At 66.2% G+C, this 20,655-nt stretch carries 21 protein-coding genes and 1 tRNA gene; 10 read left to right on the plus strand and 12 right to left on the minus strand.

The features are described from left to right. Positions 1 to 8: 8 nt before the first annotated feature. Positions 9 to 3,056 carry a fused MFS/spermidine synthase gene (locus tag AC06FB_RS14815; protein WP_478053836.1) on the minus strand — a complete coding sequence of 1,016 codons (3,048 nt, stop codon included), beginning with the start codon at positions 3,054 to 3,056 and terminating at the stop codon, positions 9 to 11. A 178-nt stretch (positions 3,057 to 3,234) separates the two neighbouring features. Beyond that, positions 3,235 to 3,681, minus strand: coding sequence for a pilin (locus AC06FB_RS14820; protein ID WP_053517032.1), 447 nt, complete (start codon positions 3,679 to 3,681; stop codon positions 3,235 to 3,237). A gap of 361 nt (positions 3,682 to 4,042) precedes the next feature. On the opposite strand from AC06FB_RS14820, the gene AC06FB_RS14825 reads away from it, so the two are divergent. From AC06FB_RS14825 to coaE, 3 genes are read left to right on the plus strand one after another with little or no spacing between them, the layout of a single operon-like run. Beyond that, positions 4,043 to 5,302, plus strand: a complete 1,260-nt coding sequence (locus AC06FB_RS14825; RefSeq protein WP_263175469.1) for a type II secretion system F family protein — start codon at positions 4,043 to 4,045, stop codon at positions 5,300 to 5,302. Between the two features lie 6 nt (positions 5,303 to 5,308). Further along, positions 5,309 to 6,172, plus strand: coding sequence for a prepilin peptidase (locus AC06FB_RS14830; RefSeq protein ID WP_053517036.1), 864 nt, complete (start codon positions 5,309 to 5,311; stop codon positions 6,170 to 6,172). A 10-nt stretch (positions 6,173 to 6,182) separates the two neighbouring features. Then, on the plus strand, positions 6,183 to 6,794 hold the full coding sequence (coaE, locus tag AC06FB_RS14835; protein ID WP_053517038.1) for a dephospho-CoA kinase: 612 nt from the start codon (positions 6,183 to 6,185) through the stop codon (positions 6,792 to 6,794). 54 nt (positions 6,795 to 6,848) lie between these two features. Here coaE and AC06FB_RS14840 read toward each other — a convergent pair whose 3' ends face one another. The 9 genes from AC06FB_RS14840 to AC06FB_RS14880 all read right to left on the minus strand — a co-directional run bounded on the left by AC06FB_RS14840 (position 6,849) and on the right by AC06FB_RS14880 (position 14,495). Beyond that, positions 6,849 to 7,232, minus strand: coding sequence for a hypothetical protein (locus AC06FB_RS14840; protein ID WP_478053837.1), 384 nt, complete (start codon positions 7,230 to 7,232; stop codon positions 6,849 to 6,851). 259 nt (positions 7,233 to 7,491) lie between these two features. Continuing rightward, positions 7,492 to 8,862: a sensor histidine kinase gene (locus AC06FB_RS14845; RefSeq protein WP_053517042.1), complete on the minus strand. Its 1,371-nt coding sequence runs from the start codon at positions 8,860 to 8,862 to the stop codon at positions 7,492 to 7,494. Beyond that, positions 8,825 to 9,502 (minus strand): response regulator transcription factor, encoded by a 678-nt coding sequence (locus tag AC06FB_RS14850; RefSeq protein ID WP_053517044.1) that lies wholly within the window; start codon positions 9,500 to 9,502, stop codon positions 8,825 to 8,827. Before AC06FB_RS14850 ends, AC06FB_RS14845 begins: the two co-directional genes overlap by 38 nt. An 8-nt stretch (positions 9,503 to 9,510) precedes the next feature. Then, on the minus strand, positions 9,511 to 9,984 hold the full coding sequence (locus tag AC06FB_RS14855; protein WP_065175768.1) for a hypothetical protein: 474 nt from the start codon (positions 9,982 to 9,984) through the stop codon (positions 9,511 to 9,513). Positions 9,985 to 10,073: 89 nt separating this feature from the next. Further along, on the minus strand, positions 10,074 to 10,550 hold the full coding sequence (locus tag AC06FB_RS14860; protein ID WP_263175474.1) for a hypothetical protein: 477 nt from the start codon (positions 10,548 to 10,550) through the stop codon (positions 10,074 to 10,076). Positions 10,551 to 10,803: 253 nt separating this feature from the next. Then, positions 10,804 to 11,682: a 30S ribosomal protein S6--L-glutamate ligase gene (gene rimK, locus AC06FB_RS14865; protein WP_263175475.1), complete on the minus strand. Its 879-nt coding sequence runs from the start codon at positions 11,680 to 11,682 to the stop codon at positions 10,804 to 10,806. Positions 11,683 to 11,824: 142 nt separating this feature from the next. Further along, positions 11,825 to 12,271 (minus strand): hypothetical protein, encoded by a 447-nt coding sequence (locus AC06FB_RS14870; RefSeq protein WP_065181652.1) that lies wholly within the window; start codon positions 12,269 to 12,271, stop codon positions 11,825 to 11,827. A 219-nt stretch (positions 12,272 to 12,490) separates the two neighbouring features. Continuing rightward, a tRNA-Gly gene (locus tag AC06FB_RS14875) sits at positions 12,491 to 12,564 on the minus strand. A 128-nt stretch (positions 12,565 to 12,692) separates the two neighbouring features. Then, positions 12,693 to 14,495, minus strand: a complete 1,803-nt coding sequence (locus AC06FB_RS14880) for an autotransporter outer membrane beta-barrel domain-containing protein (protein ID WP_180875532.1) — start codon at positions 14,493 to 14,495, stop codon at positions 12,693 to 12,695. Positions 14,496 to 14,735: 240 nt separating this feature from the next. Between AC06FB_RS14880 and thiS the strand changes: the two genes are divergently transcribed. The 4 genes from thiS to AC06FB_RS14900 all read left to right on the plus strand — a co-directional run bounded on the left by thiS (position 14,736) and on the right by AC06FB_RS14900 (position 18,454). Then, positions 14,736 to 14,936: a sulfur carrier protein ThiS gene (gene thiS / locus AC06FB_RS14885; RefSeq protein WP_053517056.1), complete on the plus strand. Its 201-nt coding sequence runs from the start codon at positions 14,736 to 14,738 to the stop codon at positions 14,934 to 14,936. Between the two features lie 114 nt (positions 14,937 to 15,050). Continuing rightward, positions 15,051 to 15,845 (plus strand): thiazole synthase, encoded by a 795-nt coding sequence (locus AC06FB_RS14890; RefSeq protein ID WP_053517058.1) that lies wholly within the window; start codon positions 15,051 to 15,053, stop codon positions 15,843 to 15,845. Then, complete coding sequence (gene trmB, locus AC06FB_RS14895; protein WP_053517060.1) at positions 15,845 to 16,579, plus strand: tRNA (guanosine(46)-N7)-methyltransferase TrmB; 735 nt, start codon at positions 15,845 to 15,847, stop codon at positions 16,577 to 16,579. The genes AC06FB_RS14890 and trmB overlap by 1 nt, the downstream gene beginning before the upstream one ends. Before the next feature lie 27 nt (positions 16,580 to 16,606). Beyond that, positions 16,607 to 18,454, plus strand: coding sequence for an SLC13 family permease (locus tag AC06FB_RS14900; RefSeq protein ID WP_053517063.1), 1,848 nt, complete (start codon positions 16,607 to 16,609; stop codon positions 18,452 to 18,454). A gap of 125 nt (positions 18,455 to 18,579) precedes the next feature. On the opposite strand, the gene AC06FB_RS14905 is transcribed toward AC06FB_RS14900, so the two are convergent. Then, entirely contained in the window at positions 18,580 to 18,915 is a 336-nt protein-coding gene (locus AC06FB_RS14905; protein WP_053517065.1) for a Rieske (2Fe-2S) protein, read from the minus strand. A gap of 180 nt (positions 18,916 to 19,095) precedes the next feature. On the opposite strand from AC06FB_RS14905, the gene AC06FB_RS14910 reads away from it, so the two are divergent. The 3 genes from AC06FB_RS14910 (at position 19,096) to mscL (ending at position 20,629) form a co-directional block, all read left to right on the plus strand. After that, positions 19,096 to 19,377: a hypothetical protein gene (locus tag AC06FB_RS14910; protein ID WP_128988456.1), complete on the plus strand. Its 282-nt coding sequence runs from the start codon at positions 19,096 to 19,098 to the stop codon at positions 19,375 to 19,377. 78 nt (positions 19,378 to 19,455) lie between these two features. After that, complete coding sequence (locus AC06FB_RS14915) at positions 19,456 to 20,172, plus strand: fumarylacetoacetate hydrolase family protein (RefSeq protein WP_065181655.1); 717 nt, start codon at positions 19,456 to 19,458, stop codon at positions 20,170 to 20,172. A gap of 52 nt (positions 20,173 to 20,224) precedes the next feature. Further along, entirely contained in the window at positions 20,225 to 20,629 is a 405-nt protein-coding gene (gene mscL, locus AC06FB_RS14920; RefSeq protein ID WP_053517072.1) for a large-conductance mechanosensitive channel protein MscL, read from the plus strand. Positions 20,630 to 20,655: the final 26 nt, after the last annotated feature.

A 20,655-nucleotide genomic window follows, 5' to 3' on the forward strand; every position in this document is an offset into this window, starting at 1 on the left:
ATTCCTCGTTACTCGTGCCCTGACGGCCGGAATTCAGTTTCAGAAACGGGTTGCCGGCCCATAGCGGCCAGGTAGCTCAGCAAACGCAGTGGTCCGTTTCCTCGCGCATCGGGCGCGAGCGCCTTCCAGTACTGGTCCGTCAGTTGCCGCGACGCCGTGGTATCCCCCAGCTGCCGCGCAGCGTGCTGCATTGCACCGAACAGATAATAGCCGGTGGCAGGGTCGGCCAGCAGCATCGGCGCATGCTCGCTGCCCAACAATCGCCGGCCTTCCGTGAGTACAGCGTGGTGGTCGTCGGTGGCCGCGGCGGCAACCAGGGCAAGGCTGGCGGACACGACGGGATCTGCCGGGGTGCAGTCCATCCAGTCGCGCTGCGCCCAGAGGGCCGCCCGCTGCGCTGCCGGCAGGAACGGGATCGTTTCTCCGGCCAGCACGAACAGCAGCCGGGTGGTTTCCATCGGAGATCCGTCCAGTTCGCAGCGCGCTGCCAGCCCACGCAGCGCCTGCGCACTCATCCAATCGGCATCCGCCGCATCCGTGGGCACCTCGCCCTGCAGGAAAGCTGCCACGGCCCGTGCGGTCGGACGTTTGTCATCCCGGCTGGACGCCGGTTGCGGCAGACCCGCCGCAGCACCCGTCACCTGCCCCGTTGGCGGCGCACTGACGATCCGCCAGGGGGCCGTCATCACCTGCTGGAAATCACGGGTGAACGCCCCCTGGAAACGTGCTACCGGGGCATTCAACTTCAAGGTCGGGAAGTAATCGGAATTGCGCGCGGCCGGATACAGAGGAACGAAGGCGCGCAGCGCTGCGTCATCCATGGACAGGGCGTTCTCCAGATCGGCCACGGAATGCACGCCGATCCGCGCCAGTTCCCCGCGCAGCTGCGGCTGCTGGAACAGGCTGCCCTTCATCGGCGGCAACGTGCCCTTCGGCGTCGCCACCAGGATCAGGTCGCCACGATTGGCCAGGTAAGCGCGCACATCGGAGAACTGTTCCAGCAGCCCCGCCAGTACCGAGCTGACCAGTTCGGGGGTGATCTCATACAGCTGCAGCCACTGCACGAACACGCCACCTTCGTTGAGCTGCTGTGGCACGAACGCATAGAACTCGTCGCTGAACAGCGCCGCCGTTCCACCCACCCAGGGATTGGACGGCTCGGAAATGATCAGATCGTACTTGCGCGGACTGGCGGCGAAATAGGACTTCGCATCGTCGATCACCACGTGCGAGCGCGGATCGTTGAAGGCGCGCTCGACACGCTCGCCGAACAGACGCGCGCCCTCCACCATGGCCGGCTCGATCTCCACCGTTTCCACGCGCCCGACGCGCTGGTCGCCCAACAGCGTGTGCGTGCTGAGCCCGGATCCGAAACCGATCACACCGACGCGCTGGTAATCATCGCGCAGCGCCAACGGCAGAGCCGCCAGCAGGATCATGGTCGATTCGTCGCTGGTGGGTGCCTGTGCCATCGACACGGCCATGCCTGCATCCACTTTGCCGTTGGTGGCGATGGCACGCATGCGGCCGATCGGCTGGGTGCTTTCATAGACCGCCACGGTGGCCGTCTGCCCATCGCGCGAGAACAGCATCGTGGCGGTATCCGCCAGACGGGCCGTGCCATGGCGGTACACCGACGAATTCAGCACCAGCGGATCGAAGCGGACCAGCACGACGGCCGCCACTACGCCAGCGACACCCAGCGCGCCAGCCTGCCACAGGGGCGAGCGCAGACGGCCCGGAGCCGCAAGCCGAAGGCGCTGCAGCAGCACCAGGCCCAGCACGATGTCGATCACCGCCGCGACCAGCAGCGCGTACTTCAGCCCCAGCAGCGGCATCAGCAGATGGATGGCCGCCAGCACACCGACGATCGCGCCGAGCGTATTGAACGCATAGGCCTGGCCGATCGCGCGCTCGCCCTGCCCGGCGCGCAGCAGCGCCAGGGTCAGCAGCGGCAGCGTCATGCCGGCGAAGAACGCCGCCGGGAACATCACCAGGCCGGCAATGGCGGCACTGGCCAGGTTGTACAGCACGTAACCATCCGCACTGCGCACGATGACCCGCATCAGCCAGCCGACCCAATCGAAGGCCTGCGCATAGACGAACATCGAGGCCAGCGCCGCCAGCCCCATCCACACCTGCACCCAGCCTGCCACGCGCAGGGGCGACGGCATCCGGTCGGCGCGGCGGCGCAGCCACAGGCCGCCGAAGGCGATGCCGAGGATGAACGCCGCCAGCATCAGCTCGAACGAATGCAGCGTGGTGCCGAGTGCGAGCGACAGCATGCGCACCCAGGTGATTTCGTAAACGAAGGATGACGCGCCGGTCGCCGCTGCGACCAGCAGCACCAGCCGCACCGGCACTGTAGTCTCCGGTCGTACGCCGCCGGCAGCCGGCGCGGCGGAGGCCACTACCGCAGGCGCGCTGCCGTCGCGGGCCAGTGGATAGACCAGGATGGCCACCACGATGTTGAGCAGGCCGGCACTGAGGACGGTGCCCGGCAGCCCTACCGCCGGCAGCAGCGCGTAGGTGGCCACCAGGGCGCCGGCGGCCGCGCCCAGGCTGTTGGAGAAATAGAGCCCGGCCAGCACCTCACCCTGCGATCCGGGCTGCAGGCGCATGTAACCCGCACTCATCAGCGGGAAGGTCGCGCCCAGCAGGATGCATTGCGGCAACACCAGGGCCGTGGCCAGCGCCCAGCGCAGCGCCGTGGACGAGGTGCCCTCCATGCCTGGCATGAGGTGGGTGTACGCCCAACCGGTCACGCCCTGGAACAGCCCGTCGAAACCGATGCCCAGCACCCCGATCACCAGCTCGATGACCGCGTAGGCCAGCAGCGGCCGGCGCAGCAGCGCGCTGCGGCGGCTGACCAGCCACGCCCCCAGCGCCATGCCGCCCATGAACAGGATCAGCACCAGCGATTGCGCGTGCGAGGAATGCCCCAGGAACAGCCCCAGGTACTGCGTCCAGATGGACTGGTAGATCAGCCCGGCGAAGCCGGAGAGCACGAAGATCAGAAGCAGCCATGGGCCATGGCTGAATGAAGGACGGCGCATTGCGAACTCCCCAGTCGCACGGTCGAATCTGCAAGGAGACACCATCCGGGGGGCATCTCGCAAGGATTTACATGACTGTGTTGAGACTGCGAACAGGAATCGTCTTGATGGCTGCCATAAAAAAAGAACAGGGAGCCGAAGCTCCCTGTCCTTCATCCGATCACACTAGCTGTGAGAATCACTCTTCCGGAGTTTCTTCTTCACCGGCAGCGGCCTGGCAGGAACCCGGGCGGAACTTGACATCGATCGAGCCACCGCAGCTCCAGCTCGGAACCACGCCCTTCGAGCCATCACCCGACGGGGTCAGCGTGATGGTCTTGTTGTCAATCAGGGTATCGCCAACGCCCTTCGCAGTGGCAACGATCGACTTGCCATCCCATTCCAGCTTGGAGACGTACTGAGTTTCCTGGAAGTCCGGCTTCCACGACGCCGGCGGCAGGGCATTGTTGCTGGCCACGTATTCCGACACGTCGGTACGCAGCGAAGAAGCCGCAAGGATCACTTCCGAGACCTTGGCCTTCTTGGTGTAGTTCGAGTAAGCCGGCAGCGCGATGGCGGCCAGGATGGCGATGATCGCAACGACGATCATCAGTTCGATCAGGGTGAAGCCCTTCTGGTTCTTCATGGTGGTACGTCCCCAAGTAGTGGTGGTTGATTTTCCGGGTGCGGCAACCGGCCGGCCAGATGACCGGATGAGCAGGCTGCCCGTCCCCGCGGGTGGATCAACGCAGGTTGCGTGCCAATCTCCCATGGCCACGCCTCCCCCGATTTCCCCGCGCCAATGATGGCAGCTATTTCGCGGATGGGAACCCCCCTGCTCCGAATCTGCGATGGACGCGGCAATGTGACGCAGCGCGTCACCTTCCGCCTCGACGCGTCGAGAACCCTGCACGCCGTCACGTCGGCAGGCTCCCCGGACGGGCCTGAACCGGCTACCATCGCCGCTCAGGATGCCCGCCTGGGGATGGCGGGCCTGGGGAGCCAACATGTCTGTGAGTCGCAGTGCGATCAAGAAGGAGCCCGTGGCCCGCGCCACGATGGAGCTGCAGCCGTTTGTCTGGGAGGGGACCGACAAGCGGGGCATAAAGATGAAGGGCGAGCAGCTGGCGAAAAACGCCAACCTGCTGCGCGCCGAACTGCGCAAACAGGGCATCAGCCCGGGCCAGGTCAAGCCCAAGCCGAAGCCGCTGTTCGGTGCGGCTGGCAGGCCGGTCTCGCCGAAGGACATCGCGTTCTTCAGCCGGCAGATGGCCACGATGATGAAGTCCGGCGTGCCGATCGTGTCGGCGCTGGAGATCATCGGCAGCGGGCACAAGAACCCGCGCATGAAGAAGATGGTGGACACGATCCGCACCGACATCGAGGGCGGCTCGTCGCTGTACGAGGCCATCAGCAAGCATCCGGTGCAGTTCGATGAGCTCTACCGCAACCTGGTACGGGCCGGCGAAAGCGCCGGCGTGCTGGAGACCGTGCTGGACACCATCGCCTCCTACAAGGAAAACCTGGAGGCGCTGAAGGGCAAGATCAAGAAGGCGCTGTTCTACCCGGCCATGGTGCTGGTGGTGGCGTTCCTGGTCAGCACGATCCTGCTGGTCTGGGTGGTCCCGCAGTTCGAGGAAGTCTTCCAGAGCTTCGGTGCGGACCTGCCGGCATTCACCCAGATGGTGGTGAACCTGTCGCGGTTCATGGTGTCGTGGTGGTGGCTGATCGCCATCGTCGCCATCGGCGCGGTGGTGGCGATCGCCATGACCTACCGGCGATCGGAGAAGATGCAGCACACCGTCGACCGGCTGATCCTGAAGGTGCCGGTGATCGGACAGATCATGCACAACAGTGCGATCGCCCGCTTCTCCCGCACCACAGCGGTGACCTTCAAGGCCGGCGTGCCGCTGGTGGAGGCCCTGGGCATCGTCGCCGGCGCCACCGGCAACAAGGTCTACGGCGAGGCGGTGCTGCGCATGCGCGACGACGTTTCGGTCGGCTATCCGGTCAACATGGCGATGAAGCAGCTGAACCTGTTCCCGCACATGGTGATCCAGATGACCGGCATCGGCGAGGAGGCCGGCGCCCTTGACACCATGCTGTTCAAGGTCGCCGAATACTACGAGCAGGAGGTCAACAACGCCGTGGATGCCTTGAGCAGCCTGCTGGAACCGATGATCATGGTGTTCATTGGTACCATTGTCGGCGGCCTGGTCATTGCGATGTACCTGCCGATCTTCAAACTGGGCGCCGTCGTCGGATAAAAATACATGGCTTTTCTCGACCAGCACCCCGGCCTCGGCTACCCCGCCGCGGCCGGACTGGGACTGCTGCTGGGCAGTTTCCTCAATGTTGTCATCCTGCGCCTGCCCAAGCGGCTGGAATGGCAGTGGAAGCGCGATGCGCGCGAAGTGCTGGAGGAACCGGACTTCTACGAGCCGCCACCGCCGGGCATCGTGGTCGAGCCGTCGCACTGCCCGCATTGCAAGCACAAGCTGTCCTGGTACGAGAACATCCCGCTGTTCAGCTGGCTGATCCAGGGGGGCAAATGCCGCCACTGCAAGGCGCCGATCTCGCTGCAGTACCCGCTGGTGGAAGCGATGACCGCCCTGCTGGTGCTGGCCTGCGTGTGGCAGTTCGGCTTCGGCTGGCAGGGCTTCGGCGCCATCGTGCTGACCTGTTTCCTGATCGCGCTGTCCGGCATCGACCTGCGCACCCAGCTGCTGCCCGACCAGCTGACCCTGCCCCTGATGTGGCTGGGCCTGATCGGCAGCATCGACAATCTGTACATGCCCGCCAAGCCGGCCCTGGTCGGCGCGGCCGTGGGCTATCTGTCGCTGTGGACGGTCTGGTGGCTGTTCAAGCAGCTGACCGGCAAGGAGGGCATGGGCCATGGTGACTTCAAGCTGCTGGCGGCGCTCGGCGCCTGGTGCGGCCTGAAGGGCATCCTGCCGATCATCCTGCTGTCCTCGGTGATCGGCGCCATCGTCGGTTCGATCTGGCTCTACAGCCGGGGACGCGATCGCGCCACGCCGATTCCGTTCGGCCCGTACCTGGCCATCGCCGGCTGGTTGTTCTTCATGTGGGGCGAACCGCTGGTGGAGCGCTACCTGGCCCTGAGCGGCCTGCGCTGAGGGGGCCGCCGTGAGCCGCTACGTGGTCGGCCTGACCGGCGGCATCGCGGCCGGCAAGAGCGAAGTGACGCGGCGCTTCGAAGCGCTGGGCATCGTGGTGGCCGACGCCGATCTGGCCGCCCGCGCGGTGGTGGCCACCGGCAGCCCGGCACTGGCCCGCATTGCCGACCGGTTCGGCACGGACATGCTGCTGGCCGATGGCAGCCTGGACCGGGCGCGCCTGCGCACCCATGTCTTCGCTGACCCGGCCGAACGGACGGCACTGGAAGCCATCACCCACCCCGCCATCCGCCTGTTGATGCAGCAGCAGTGCACGCAGGCGCCGAGCCCGTACGCCATTGCTGCGATTCCGCTGCTGACCGAGGTGGGCGGCCGCCAGGCCTATCCATGGCTGGACCGGATACTGCTGGTGGATGCACCCGAGGCCGTACAGCACGCCCGGCTGATGCAGCGCGATGGCATCGACGCCGCCCTGGCCGACCAGATGATCGCCGCCCAGGCCAGCCGCGCGCAGCGCCGGGCACTGGCCGATGACGTGGTGGTCAACGATGGGCAGCCGGACGACCTGCAGGCGCAGGTGGAGGCGCTGCACCAGCGCTATCTGGCACTGGCCGCGGGCTGACCCGCCGGGCACGTGCCCGGCGTTGCAGAATCGTCGTGGCAGTGCCCCCGACCATCACTGCAATGTGGCTGTCCCCCTGATTCTCTCGGCCTGCAGCTGCTGCTGCACGTGACACGTCAGTTCCCGCGCGGCCAGAATCAGGCCTTCCATCGCGCCCGGTGGCAGCACGTTCTGCTGGCCACCCCGCGTGCGCGCGATGTGCGCGGCGTACATCATCCGGGTCAGGGTGCCGAGACCTTCGACGGCGCGCCTGAGATCGGCAGGCTGCGCTGCGTCGGCGCTGACGCCGCCGGCGTCGACTGGCGCCTGCTGGGCCGGCATCTGGCCGTCGCAGCGGGACAGTACGTCCTCGACGCGCTGGGCGACGTCCGGAGACAACTGGCTGATCGAATCACCGACCAGTTGATGCAGGTTGGGGTAACGGATGCGATGCGACATGGCGATGCTCCTGGCAGCCGGCAAAGTGCGCGGACTGGCATCTTGGCCATCTGCACGTCTGGCAATCAGGAGGTAAAAGCGTCAACTGCCCTATGACTACCCGGAACCGTGAGATCGGACACGCAGCGGACGCGGCAGAGCGTGCGCGCGCCGGGTGTCTGGCCGTGCAGAACAGATACGTTCATGCCGTTAGCGACAGCGACGCCCTGGAAGAGGCGTCCCTGTAGGGCCGGGCCCTGCTCGGCAGGCAAAGGATCTGCTACAGCGGCCTGGGCGAGAACGTCAGCGTTGCGATCACGCCGCGCTCGCCCCCGGGGCGCACGCTGACCTGCCAGCCGTACAGGTCGCAGAGGCGGCTGACGATCGACAGGCCGATGCCGCCGCCCTGCGAATGGCCCGCGTGCGTACCGCGGTAACCGCGCTGGAACAGCTTGGCCGCATCTTCCTCGCTCAGGCCCGGACCACTGTCGGTGACCGAGACCGAGTTGGCCCCTACGTGCACGCGCACTTCGCCATCCTGCGAGTACTTCACCGCGTTGCCGATGAGGTTGCCCAGCGCCACCGAAAGCGCGGCCTCGGGCGCATCGATCACCAGGTTGCGCTCGCCCTCCAGTGCCAGTTCAAGGGGCTTGCCACCCAGCTGCGCGCGGTGCGCGTCCAGCAGCTGCTCGGCCACGCGGGCAACATTGCTGGTGCCCTGCCCCCGCTCGTTCCGCGACAGCAGCAGCAAAGCGCCGATCAGATCACTGCACTGCTGCTCGGCACGCTGGATGCGCTGCAGGCGCTGCAGCACCTTTTCATCCAGGCCGGGACGGGTCAGCAGCAGCTCGGTGGCGCCGCGGATCACCGCCAGCGGCGTGCGCAGTTCGTGGCTGACGTCCGCATTGAACTCACGGTCGCGCTGCACCACTTCGGTCAATCGCGAGGAGTAGTCGTCCAGCGCCTGGGCCAGCTGGCCCACTTCGTCGTCGGGGAAGCGCGGCGCCAGCGGCTCAGGCTCGCTGGTGCCGCCCCGGTAGGCGCGCAGGCGGGCCGCCAGGTCCGATACCGGCTTCATCACCTTCGAGGCCGACCACCAGCCCAGCACCAGCGACAGCAGGCTGAACACCAGCACCGACAGCACCAGCGCGCGGTTGAGCTGCTTGCTGCCGCGCATGCTGTCGGTCATGTCATAGGCCAGGAAGAACCACGCATCGTCGGCTTTGCGCACGGCAAGCTTGTAGGCGTACGGCTGCCCCTGTTCGTCGGTCCCGCTGAGGTTGTAGTTGCCGGTCTGCAGGTCAGCCCATTGCGGCCAGGACTCACGCGCCTTGTCGAACTTGTCCGCCGAATAGGCATACGCGCGGATCTGCTGTACCGGCACGGCCGGATTGCGTCCGGGGTGCTCGTAGAAGCGACGGGCGTATTCTTCAATGTTGTGGTTGATCACATCCTCGACCAGCTGGTTCTCCACCCGAATCCGGGCCCAGTTGGTGGCGAACGCGAACAGTGTTGTCAGGCAGAAGCCCAACAACACGAATGACACGATGATTCGACTGCGCAGGCGGCGCCGATACGGCGTGCGCCGGCGCTCCCCCTTGGTTGCCACGGGATCAGCTTTCCGGGGTGGCGATGCGGTATCCGATGCCATGGCGGGTCTGGATCAGCGGCACTTCGAACGGCTTGTCGACCACGGCACGCAGACCGTGGATATGGACGCGCAGCGAATCCGAGTCGGGCAGCTCCTCGCCCCACACGCGGGTTTCCAGTTCCTGGCGGGTGACCACGGCCGGCGCCGCTTCCATCAGCGCCTGCAGGATTTTCAGTGCGGTCGGGTTGAGCTGCAGCAGCTTGCCCTGGCGGCGCACTTCCAGCGTGTCCAGGTTGTACTCCAGGTCGCCGGTTTCCAGCACGCGGGTCTGCACCCCCTTGCCACGTCGGGACAGCGCGTTCAAACGCACTTCCACTTCCTGCAGCGCGAACGGCTTGATCAGGTAGTCGTCCGCACCGGAATCAAAACCCGCCAGCTTGTTGTCCAGCGAGTCACGAGCGGTCAGCATCAGCACCGGGGTCTGCTTGCGTGCTTCGTTGCGAAGCTTGCGGCAGACCTCGATTCCGTCCATTCCCGGCAGGTTGAGATCCAGCACGATCGCGTCGAACTCGTGCACTACGGCCAGATGCAGTCCGGTCACGCCATCGGCGGCGAAGTCCACGGTGTGGCCCCGGTCCTCGAGGTAGTCGCCCAGATTGGCCGCAATGTCGCTGTTGTCTTCGATTACCAGGATTCTCACTGTCACCTCTAGTTGACGAATTTTCCGACGCGCTGGGCCTGGCCCATATCACGCTGTGCCTTGTCCTTCTGCCGGGCGCGCTCGGCGACAGTCATGCACTGCGTCGTGTGCCGGTTCGAACCCGTGGCTTTCTCACGTTGGCATATTAGACGACTATCTTCACGTGACTGTGTCAAAACCGTGTTCACGACCTGCTGGTCGTTGATGACATCGGTTCGTACCCGTTCAGGCATCAGATCCCGGTTCGGGTACTGCTCCACGGCAGCGCGCAGGCGCACCAGCGCTTCGCGGACCCGGCTGCGGTCGGCCATCGTCAGTTCGCTGTAGGTCTCGCCGTCGTTGAGTTCGACTTCGATGCGCTCGAGCTGCTGCTGCAGCGGCTTGCCGGAGGCAAAGACCTCGCCGCCCTGCTTGGATGCGGAGGCGGTGGCGGCCAGGGCCAATCCGGAGAACAGGAGCGCAGGCAAAAGGAGGGACTTCATGGCAAACGGATCCTTGTCTGAGTTGAGAGCCGACTGTATTCGCACCACCTTCACGCCAGCAAGTGCCACGCGTGGGGGCGGCGGACGGCCTAGCGGTTGCTGGCAGGGTTGAGATTGTTGAACGTGCGCTGGTCATTGATCAGCGCCTTGCCCTTTTCTTCGATGCGGCGACGTTCGGCGACAGTGAGGCAACGGCCCTTGGGCATGTTGCTGCCGGTGGTGCGCTGGTAGGTGCAGACCTGGCGGCTGTCGTCGTGCGCGCGGGCGAGCAGCTGGTTGACCCGCTCCTGGTCGTTGAACACCTGCGCCTGTACCTGCGGCGGCAGCTCATCGACCCGCTGCCGGTCCCCCATGCGCTGGGTGATGCGGGCCAGCGCCTGCTGGATCTGGCTGCGGTCATCGGCGCTCAGTTCGGCGTACTCCGGCGCCTGCAGCGCCTTCTCGACCTGTTGGACCTGGCCGGCAACCGGAGCCTGGCGATCCATCTGCAGGGCGCTCTTCTCTGTCTTGGCGACAGCAGCGCCCGACAGGCACAGCAACAACGCGATCATCGTGATGCGGTACATCGCCTACCTCCCGGTCCATCGGAACGAAGGCCCAACTCTACGAGCGCCCCTGGGTCGCCACAAGTGGCGCGTGGCCTACGGACGCGCATAAAAAAGGCCCAGGCGGTGCACCCGCCTGGGCCTGAAGTCGTATCCCGATACCGATCCTGCTGAGAGGCAGAGCTGCGGTTCGCTGAAGCCTACGCCCGCACCGATTAAAGGCATGTTAAAGCAGCGTCTCGCCGCCCAAAGAGAATCTCAACTTACTGAAAAATCAGGGTTTTTTCAGCTTCTCGACGTGCTCGATGATGCGCATGGCCACGTCCACCCCGCAGGCTGCCTCGATACCTTCCAGGCCCGGGGTCGAGTTGACCTCCAGCACCAGCGGGCCCCGCTGCGAGCGGATCAGGTCGACGCCGCAGACCGACAACCCCAGAGCCTTGGCCGAGCGCACCGCGACCTGCTGTTCGGCGCGGCTGGCCTTGGCCGCCACGGCGGTGCCGCCGGCGTGCAGGTTGGAACGAAAGTCGCCTTCAGGCGCCTGCCGCTGCATCGAGGCCACCACCTGGTCGCCGACCACGAAACAGCGCAGATCGGCCCCCTTGGCTTCTCCGATGAACTCCTGCATGAGGAAGTTGGCATACAGGCCACGCAGCGCCTCGACGATCCCGCGCGAGGCACTGGCCTTTTCGGTCAGGATCACGCCGCGCCCCTGCGTTCCCTCGTTGAGCTTCACCACATGCGGCGGCGGCCCCAGCATCGACAGCAGATCGACGGTGTCATCGGGGTTATCGCCGAACACCGTGACCGGCATGTCGATGCCTTTGGCCGCCAGCAGCTGATGCGCGCGCAGCTTGTCGCGCGAGCGCAGGATCGCGTCGGACGGATTGGGCGTACGCGCGCCCATCAGCTCGAACTGGCGCAGGACCGCAGTGCCATAGCGCGTGATCGACGCACCGATGCGCGGAATGACCATGTCCACACCGGTCATCGGCCGCCCTTTGTAGTGCATCGAGAATCCGTCGGCAGCGATGCGCATGTAGCAGCGCAGCGGATCGAGGATGCGCACCGTGTGGCCGCGCGCACGCCCCGCCTCGACCAGCCGGCGGGTGGAATACAGGGAGCTGTTGCGGGACAGGATGGCGAGCTTCATCGCGGCGGGATCGGTCGGCAGGCGCGCAGCATAGCGCGGCCGTGTGGCGGGCGGATGATGCCGCGTGGTTGCCGAGACAGGGCGCCACAGTCCAGCCAGCAACAGCCCGACACCGATGCCGTCGGGCTGCGGCTGCCGCGTTTTATCGGCCCGTGTTGATCCGTGCAACGACCTCCCGCACCCTCTTGGTGTAGGCCGCCAAAAGCTCTCTGGACTGCTCCGGCGTGACCGCCTTGCCGACGTGGCCAGGCTGTGCGGCATAGTCCCGCTGGAAATCGCACATTTCCACGGATACCGCGCTGCTGACGTCGTCCTGCGCAACGGAGGGCGCACCGGTACTGCCATCCGCATTGACGTTGATCATGAACGCGCGGTCGCCCGTGTAGCCGCCGAAGCTGTTCTTCGCGTTGACCATCCCGCAGACAATCGTACCGTCGAACATCGCAAACGCCTGACGGATGACGATCTTTGCCGAGTCAGGATCCTTCAGCGCCCGACGGACCCCCGCCTCCGCTATGGCCCGATCAGCCTCGACCTTCTGTTTTCTTGCATCTTCTTCGGTCGGCGTGCACGCCGCCGCAATACCCATCAACGCAACCGCAAGAATCCGATTCCGCATTCCCCCCCCCCTGCCACTGGCTTGAATGTTGCCGCACTTTACCGGCTTATCGCCCCGCCAGACCATCGGCAAGCACGGGAAGCGCCCACGCTTCACCGACTCACAGAGCCGGCAGGCACAGAAAGATGCAAAAGGGGAAACATCCAGGTTCGCGGCCGATCCGGAAAACACACGCATCGTTGCGGAAGATGGAGCGGGCGAAGGGAATCGAACCCTCGTCAGTAGCTTGGGAAGCTACAGCTCTACCATTGAGCTACGCCCGCGTCGCGTGGTGAAAGTCTATGCGGTCGGGCCGGTGTTGCGCAATGGTGGCCACCGCATGCGCCGGGCATGGCCCGACGCTGCCATGCAGCCTTCCCAGGCCCTTGCGGGGCCTGGGAAGGTGCGTTCGTCAGAAACTGCCGCTGAAGCTGGCAAACAGCGTCGCGTCACGTGCACGCTTCTGCGCGGTGGAGGTGCTCAGGCCGATGTTGCTCTGCAGCCCGAACAGCTCCGTGCGGGCGCCCAGCACCACGGTGGCGTAGTCCTTGTCGAACTTCAGGCCCGGCACGCGGTAGCTGCCCAGCTCCGGCAGGGACTGCAGCCAGGCGCTGGCCTGCTTGGTGTCTTCGAACTCGTGATCGTAGGTGGCCTGCACGTAGGGCTTGAAGGTGCCGCCATCGAAGCGCGCCTGCCAGCCGATGCGACCGACAGTGGAGTCCAGCTCCTGGTTGTTGTAACCCAGCGCAGTGGCCAGCGTGCCAGCGTCGGCGCTCTCGGTATAGCCGTCGATCTTCACCTTCTGCCAGATCACGGCAGCCACCGGACCGTGGCGGAAGCCGCCCTCGGTGCCGAACTCGTACCCCGCATTGATGGCGGCGGTGAGATTGCTGCCATCTGCCGAACCGCCATGCTCACGGGTGGCCGGACCCAGCTGCACCTTGCGGGTCACGTCGTAGTCGAGCCAGCTGTAGCTGACCTGCCCGTTGACCCAGGCACGCTCGCCGTACCAGCCAGCGAACAGGCCCAGCGTGGTGTCGGACTGGGTGAAATCGCCGCGGCTGTTGCCGAAATCGGCATCCATGCGTCCATAGCCACCGAAGCCGCCAAAGACCATGCCGTCACGCGACCAGTCGACACCGAACAGGCCGGCCGGCGCCAGGCCGTCGTAGAGATCGGCGTGGTCATAACGCTGCATGTCGCCGCGCACACCGCCCCACCACGACAGGCCGTCAGCCGGACGACCGCCCAGATGCATGCCGACCTGGTCGGCGCGCGAACGGCCGATGGTCTGCGCCGAATGGCTGAGCACCTGCTGCAGGCGCGGGCCTTCCAGCACGGATACCGCGTACTGGCCCAGCAGTGCATGGCCTGCCGTGGTCGGATGCACGCCGTCGGCGAACAGGTAGGTCTTCGCGGCATCCGGGCTGACGTAGGACGTCGGGTTGCAGCCGATGATGCTCTGCGTCGAATTGGCCGGGTCGATGGTGCAGGCCGTGCTGGTGACGTTGGTGAAACCGTACATGGCCGGATTGGCGGCCACTTCACTGAGCACCGTGAAGGTATCCAACGGGATGAATTCGATGCCCGCCTGCTTCAGCCCGCCATACAGGGCGTTGTTGTAGCCGGCCGACAGCGCGGTGGCGGCGGCGGCATTGGGGCCACGGAAGGACGGCGTCAGGCCGACGTTGGGCAGGTTCGGCACCAGCACGTACTGGGCGCCCGCCTGCTTCAGCGCGCCGACCAGGGCGATCTGGTCGGTGACGGCCGCGCCGATGATGGCCTGCGCCTGTGCCGGCGCCGCAGCGGCCGCGAACAGGTCGTTGGCGCCGCCCCAGACGGTGTACAGCGCGTTGGCATCGGCTTTGCCGCCATTTGCGGCCAGGTAGCGGGTGAGTTGCGTCTTCAGCGACGGAATGGGCCCCAGGGCACCAGTGACCTCCACCGACACGCGCGCACCGCCGGCGGCATAGTTGTCGCCGTTCTGGCCGTTGCCGTTGGGCGTACCGTTCAGGCCGTAGTAGTTGGCGACCTGCTGCGACCAGACCCAGCCCGGATTGGTGGTGAACTGGCCGGTGACCTGCTGTGTTGCCGGGGGCAGCAGCGGCCGGAAATAGCCCGCGTCGGTCAGGCTGTCGCCGAAGAACACCGCGTGCGAGTAAGGGGATTCGCCTGCCATGGCCGGAACCGCGGCCAGTGCGATCGCGGCCGCCATCAGGGAGCGGATCGGGCGTTTGCTGAGCAGCATGTAAAGAACTCCTGTGGGGACGTCATTGAGGATCCGGCGTGCGTACGCCGGCGCACGGTGAATGGTTTCACCGCACCGACGATTGCTCACGCTGCGCCGCCGCATGAATTGCCGCGCAGCCCGCCAATCGCAGGCTGCGCCGATGCGGGCGCCGTGCGGAGGAACGGATGGTTTCCGTCCTGACGGGCCATACGCGACAATGCCGCCATGAACATCCAGCTCAACGGCGAACCCCGCACCCTGCACGCTTCGGCAACCCTCCATGACCTGCTCGAGGCCGAGCAGCTGCTGCAGCGCCGGGTGGCGGTCGAGGTCAATGGCGAGATCGTCAGCCGCAGCCGCCATGGCGAGCATCGCCTTGCCGAAGGTGACGTGGTGGAGATCGTGCACGCCCTGGGTGGGGGTTGAGGCACGACGCCCGCGCTGCGCGCTCGCCGGGAGGCAGGCGCTGCCCCTGCGCCTGCCTCCCGGCGGCATCGAAGTGACGACCCCATCTTCAGGCGGATAAGCGATAATCGCGCCATGAACGTTCATGTCTCCCCCGATTCGCTGGTGATCGCCGGCAAGACCTACGGCTCGCGGCTGCTCACCGGCACCGGCAAGTTCAAGGATCTGGAAGAAACCCGCCTGGCCACCGAGGCCGCTGGCGCCCAGATCGTCACCGTGGCCATCCGCCGCACCAACATCGGGCAGAACCCCGGCGAGCCGAACCTGCTGGACGTGCTGCCGCCGGAGCGCTTCACCATCCTGCCCAACACCGCCGGCTGCTACACCGCCGAAGACGCGGTGCGCACGTGCCGCCTGGCCCGTGAACTGCTGGACGGCCACAACCTGACCAAGCTGGAAGTGCTGGGCGACCAGAAGACCCTGTACCCGGACGTGATGCAGACCCTCAAGGCCGCCGAACAGCTGGTCAAGGATGGCTTCGAGGTCATGGTCTACACCTCCGACGACCCGATCCTGGCCAAGCGCCTGGAAGAGATCGGCTGCGCTGCGGTGATGCCGCTGGCCGCGCCGATCGGTTCGGGCCTGGGCATCCAGAACAAGTACAACCTGCTGCAGATCATCGAAGACGCCCGGGTGCCGATCATCGTCGATGCCGGCGTCGGTACGGCATCGGATGCGGCGATCGCGATGGAGCTGGGCTGCGATGGCGTGCTCATGAACACGGCCATTGCCGGCGCGCGCAGCCCGGTGCTGATGGCCAGCGCGATGCGCAAGGCGGTCGAAGCCGGCCGTGAGGCGTTCCTGGCCGGGCGCATCCCGCGCAAGCGCTACGCCAGCGCGTCGTCGCCGGTGGATGGGTTGATCGGCTGATGACCAATCCTTTCGACAGCGCTGGGTCCAAGGCCCCGCCCAAGCCGTTCACCGTCAGCGAAGGGCGCCGCGAGGTGCGCAGTTTCGTGCTGCGCCAGGGCCGCTTCACGCCTGCCCAGCAGCGCGCGTTCGACGAACGCTGGCCGCGCTTCGGCCTGGATTACAGCGGCCAGCCGCGCGACCTGGACGCCACCTTCGGTCGCCCGGCGCACAAGGTGCTGGAGATCGGCTTCGGCAACGGCGCTGCACTGCGCTTTGCTGCCCAGCATGACCCGTCGCGCGACTACATCGGCATCGAAGTGCACGCGCCCGGTGTCGGCCGCCTGCTGAACGCCCTGGCCGACGACAACGCCGACCACGTGCGCCTGTACCACCATGACGCGGTGGAAGTACTGCAGAACGAGATCGCCGATGGCGCGCTCGATGAAGTGCGCATCTACTTCCCGGACCCGTGGCACAAGAAGCGCCACAACAAGCGCCGCCTGCTGCAGCCGGCCTTCGCAGAGCTGCTGGTGCGCAAGCTGCGTGCGGGCGGCCGCCTGCACTGCGCCACCGACTGGGAAGACTACGCCGAACAGATGTGGGACGTGCTCGATGCGACCGCCGGCCTGGTCAACCGGGCCGGTCCGCGGGGCAGCGTGCCGCGCCCGGAATGGCGGCCGCAGACCCACTTCGAGACCCGCGGCCAGAAGCTCGGCCATGGCGTCTGGGACCTGTTGTACGACCGCACCTGACGATCGCCCGAGGACGCCGCGCCCCACATGGATACCGCGCTGACGCTGACCAACGACATGAAGCTCGTACTCGGGCTGGTCGGCTTCACGATGGCGATGTTCCTGTTCGAGCGGATCCGCGCCGACGTCGTCGCGCTGGTGGTGCTGGTGGTACTGGGTGTGACCGGCCTGATCGCCCCGGAGGAAATCTTCGGCGGCTTCTCCGGCAACGCGGTGATGAGCATCATCGCCACCACCATCCTCGGTGCGGGCCTTGACCGCACCGGCGCACTGAACCGGCTCGCGGCCTGGCTGCTGCGACGCGGACATGGCATCGAGCAGCGCCTGCTGATGATGACCACGGCCATCGCCGGCCTGAACTCGTCCTTCATGCAGAACCCGTCGGTGATGGCGCTGTACCTGCCGGTCGCCTCGCGGTTGGCGGCACGCACCGGGCTGACCATGCAGCGGCTGCTGCTGCCGATCTCGGCGGCGATCGTGATGGGCGGTGCGCTGACCATGGTCGGCAACTCGCCGCTGATCCTGCTGAACGACCTGCTGGCCTCGGCCAACAACAACCTGCCCTCCGGCCTGGCCAGCATCGAGCCGCTGCGCATGTTCGCGCCGCTGCCGATCGGCGTGGCGCTGCTGATCGCCTCGCTGCTGTACTTCCGCTATTACGGCGATCGCAAGCTGATCGAGGAAGAGACTCTGGTCAACGATGGGGTCACCCCGGCCCGTACCGAGAGCTACTTCGCCAAAACCTACGGCATCGAAGGCGATGTGTTCGAACTGGTGGTCACCGCCGAAAGCCCGCTGGTCGGCATGACCCTGGGCGAGGCCGAGAGCCTGCATGACGCGCCGCTGCTGCTGGCGCTGAAGACCGGCAACGATACGCGGCTGGCGCCACCGGCGGAAATGCGCATCTGGGTGGGCAGTGTGCTGGGCGCGATGGGACCGCGCGAGCAGATCGGCGATTTCGCCCAGAACCAGTTCCTGCGCATGTCCTCGCGGCTGAAGCACCTGGGCGACCTGTTCAATCCCAGCCGCGCGGGCATTTCCGAGGCGGTGGTGCCGCCGACCTCGAACGTGATCGGCAAGAGTGCGGCCGACCTGCGCCTGCGCAAGGAGCGCGGCATCAGCCTGCTGGCGATCAACCGCGACAAACAGGTGATCCGCGAGGACGTGCGCGACGTGCAGCTGCGCGCTGGCGACATGCTGGTTTTCCACAGCATCTGGACCGACCTGGCGCAGGCCGCCAAGAGCCGTGACTTCGTGGTGGTCACCGACTACCCGACCGGCGAACAGCGCCCGCACAAGTTCAAGATCGCCATGGCGATCTTCGCGCTGACGATCCTGATCGCGCTGACCAGCAAGCTTCCGGTAGCGCTGACCCTGATGACCGGCGTGGCCGGCATGTTGCTGACGGGCGTGCTGCGGATGGACGAGGCCTATGCCTCGATCAACTGGAAAACCGTGTTCATGATGGCCGGACTGATCCCGCTCGGCTGGGCGATGGACTCCAGCGGCGCGGCGGCCTGGGTCGCCGGCCACACCATCGACAAGCTCCCCACCGGCATACCGGTGTGGGTGCTGGAGCTGGCCCTGGCGCTGCTGACAACGGTGTTCTCGCTGGTGATCAGCCATGTCGGCGCAACCATCGTGATGGTGCCCATCGCGGTGAATCTGGCGCTGGCGGCGGGTGGCAACCCCACCGCGTTCGCACTGATCGTGGCGCTGTCGGCCTCCAACAATCTGATGACGGCCTCCAATCCGGTCATCTCGATGATCACCGGCCCGGCCAACTACACCCCGCGCGAGATGTGGCGGGTCGGCGGACCGTTGTCGCTGATCTACACCTGTGTGGTGGTGCTGATGATCAACCTGATGTTCTGAGGGTCGGGTTCATCGGCAGGGCTGCGCCCTGCACCCGCAGAAGCAACGTCAACACCAACGCCAAAGGCAGGCACTCCGCCTTCGACAGATCGGTAGCGTCGAGCCATGCTCGACTGCATCTGGCCTCAGGCCAGGTAGACCTGCCCATCACGCACGTCCACCGGCACCGCGCGCAGGCGGTCGCCCTTGCAGGGGCCGGCGATGCAGTCACCGCTGTCCAGCGCGAACGAGGCGCCGTGGGCGGCGCAGACCAGATGCCCCTCGCGGCTCTTCAGGAACTGCCCCGGCGCCCAGTCCAGGCGACGGCCGGCATGCGGGCAGATGTTCAGGAAGGCGCGCACCTGTGCGCCGTCGCGATACAGCAGCAACGACTCGGCATCGCCCTCGACCACTGCTTCGACCTCGGCAAACGCACCATCGGCAATGGCATCAAGGGCGATCAGGGCAACAGCGGCAGTCATGGCGAAGGCTCGGACAGTAAAGAAGCATTGTCGCATGCCTGCTCAGGTGACTGGCTGCAGGATGAACACAAGTCATTGATTCGTAATAAGCACAGGCTATATTTAACGAGTTTTTCACTCAATGACAGTGCGGGCTCCCGATACTCTGGTTTCGCTGATTTCCCAGCCCATCGAGCCGCCATGTTCAATCGCGATTCCGCCTTCAACCAGTTCCGCACCCTGTTCGCGCCGCGCAAGCCGCGTCACCCGCTGGTGCGCGTTGCCGTGGGCCTGCTCGGCCTGGCGATCCTGGCCGCGATGGTGTTCATCGGCGTGTTCGTCGGTGCGGCGATGATCCTGGTCGGCCTGGCGTGGAAGCTGCTGGCCTCGCGCAAGGCGGGTGCAGCCCGACCGGCCGACCCGACCGTGGTCGAGGGCGAGTACCGGGTGGTGCGCAAGCCGGTGCTGCCGGCCTCGCGCTGAGCCCTGCCGGCCGGCGTGCCCGCTGACGGCGGGCGCCATGCGTTCTAGACTGCGGGCATTCCCTTCCTGGATGCCCGCATGTCCGATGTTTCCGATGTGATCCCTGCACCTGCCACGCCGCGTGTTCCGGTGGTGGGCGGTGGCAGCTTCCCCGTGCACCGCGTCTACTGCGTGGGTCGCAACTTTGCCGACCATGCGCGCGAAATGGGAGCCGCGGTGCCGGCGGCCGACGACCGCGGCCGGCCGATGTTCTTCAGCAAGCCTGCCGATGCGCTGGTGGTCGGCCATGACGATGCCATCCCCTATCCGCCCGCGACGGCCAACCTGCATCACGAAGTGGAGCTGGTGGTGGCCATCGGTCGTGATGCCCCGGCCGGCGAGCTTCCCGTGGCCGATGCCGAAGCGCTGGTGTACGGCTATGCCGTCGGCCTGGACCTGACCCGCCGCGATCTGCAGGCGGCCGCCAAGGAGAAGGGCCATCCCTGGGACGCCGCCAAGGGCTTCGATGCCTCCGCACCGATCAGCGAGATCGTGCATGCCGGCGAAGTGGGCGATCTGGCGGCGCTGAACCTGTCGCTGGAAGTCAACGGCGAAGTGCGTCAGCAGGCCCTGCTGGACCAGATGATCTGGAACGTGCCGGAAATCCTGCACGAGTTGTCCAAGCTGTGGCAGCTGCGCGCCGGTGACCTGGTGTTCATGGGCACGCCGTCCGGAGTGGCCGCACTGAAGCCGGGCGACCGTTTCAGCGCGCGCCTGGAAAACGTGGCCGAGCGCCACGGCGTGATCGCCGGCTGACACCACCTGCGCTACTCTGCGCGCTGTCCACATCCCCCACAGGAGAAAACACATGGGAGTGCTCACCGAATTCAAGGAATTCGCGATGCGCGGCAACGTCATCGACCTCGCCGTCGGCGTGGTGATCGGCGCCGCCTTCGGCAAGATCGTCACTGCACTGGTCGAGAAGATCATCATGCCGCCGCTGGGCCTGCTGATCGGCAAGGTGGACTTCTCGCAGCTGGCGTGGACGCTGTCGCCGGCACGCATCGGGCCGGACGGCAAGGAGATTCCGGCGGTGGTGATCGGCTACGGTGATTTCATCAACACCCTGATCCAGTTCGTGATCGTGGCGTTCGCCATTTTCCTGGTGATCAAGGTCATCAACCGTCTGTCGCGCAAGAAGGAAGCCGCTCCCGCCGCCCCGGCCGAGGAAGTGGTGCTGCTGCGCGAGATCCGCGACAGCCTGAAGAAATAAGGCGTAGCGCCGGGCCGTACCCGGCG

This window comes from Stenotrophomonas sp. Steno-C15 (genome assembly GCF_056393265.1).

Excerpts from the sequence above, each read along its gene's own strand:
- AC06FB_RS14855 (WP_065175768.1), bottom strand. The coding sequence starts at position 9,984 with ATGAAGTCCCTCCTTTTGCCTGCGCTCCTGTTCTCCGGATTGGCCCTG.
- AC06FB_RS14890 (WP_053517058.1), top strand. The coding sequence starts at position 15,051 with ATGAACGTTCATGTCTCCCCCGATTCGCTGGTGATCGCCGGCAAGACC.
- AC06FB_RS14820 (WP_053517032.1), bottom strand. The coding sequence starts at position 3,681 with ATGAAGAACCAGAAGGGCTTCACCCTGATCGAACTGATGATCGTCGTT.
- AC06FB_RS14845 (WP_053517042.1), bottom strand. The coding sequence starts at position 8,862 with ATGGCATCGGATACCGCATCGCCACCCCGGAAAGCTGATCCCGTGGCA.
- AC06FB_RS14900 (WP_053517063.1), top strand. The coding sequence starts at position 16,607 with ATGGATACCGCGCTGACGCTGACCAACGACATGAAGCTCGTACTCGGG.
- AC06FB_RS14910 (WP_128988456.1), top strand. The coding sequence starts at position 19,096 with ATGTTCAATCGCGATTCCGCCTTCAACCAGTTCCGCACCCTGTTCGCG.
- AC06FB_RS14830 (WP_053517036.1), top strand. The coding sequence starts at position 5,309 with ATGGCTTTTCTCGACCAGCACCCCGGCCTCGGCTACCCCGCCGCGGCC.
- AC06FB_RS14870 (WP_065181652.1), bottom strand. The coding sequence starts at position 12,271 with ATGGGTATTGCGGCGGCGTGCACGCCGACCGAAGAAGATGCAAGAAAA.
- AC06FB_RS14880 (WP_180875532.1), bottom strand. The coding sequence starts at position 14,495 with ATGGCGGCCGCGATCGCACTGGCCGCGGTTCCGGCCATGGCAGGCGAA.
- AC06FB_RS14825 (WP_263175469.1), top strand. The coding sequence starts at position 4,043 with ATGTCTGTGAGTCGCAGTGCGATCAAGAAGGAGCCCGTGGCCCGCGCC.
- rimK (WP_263175475.1), bottom strand. The coding sequence starts at position 11,682 with ATGAAGCTCGCCATCCTGTCCCGCAACAGCTCCCTGTATTCCACCCGC.
- AC06FB_RS14860 (WP_263175474.1), bottom strand. The coding sequence starts at position 10,550 with ATGTACCGCATCACGATGATCGCGTTGTTGCTGTGCCTGTCGGGCGCT.
- AC06FB_RS14915 (WP_065181655.1), top strand. The coding sequence starts at position 19,456 with ATGTCCGATGTTTCCGATGTGATCCCTGCACCTGCCACGCCGCGTGTT.
- trmB (WP_053517060.1), top strand. The coding sequence starts at position 15,845 with ATGACCAATCCTTTCGACAGCGCTGGGTCCAAGGCCCCGCCCAAGCCG.
- AC06FB_RS14840 (WP_478053837.1), bottom strand. The coding sequence starts at position 7,232 with ATGTCGCATCGCATCCGTTACCCCAACCTGCATCAACTGGTCGGTGAT.
- thiS (WP_053517056.1), top strand. The coding sequence starts at position 14,736 with ATGAACATCCAGCTCAACGGCGAACCCCGCACCCTGCACGCTTCGGCA.
- AC06FB_RS14815 (WP_478053836.1), bottom strand. The coding sequence starts at position 3,056 with ATGCGCCGTCCTTCATTCAGCCATGGCCCATGGCTGCTTCTGATCTTC.
- mscL (WP_053517072.1), top strand. The coding sequence starts at position 20,225 with ATGGGAGTGCTCACCGAATTCAAGGAATTCGCGATGCGCGGCAACGTC.
- AC06FB_RS14905 (WP_053517065.1), bottom strand. The coding sequence starts at position 18,915 with ATGACTGCCGCTGTTGCCCTGATCGCCCTTGATGCCATTGCCGATGGT.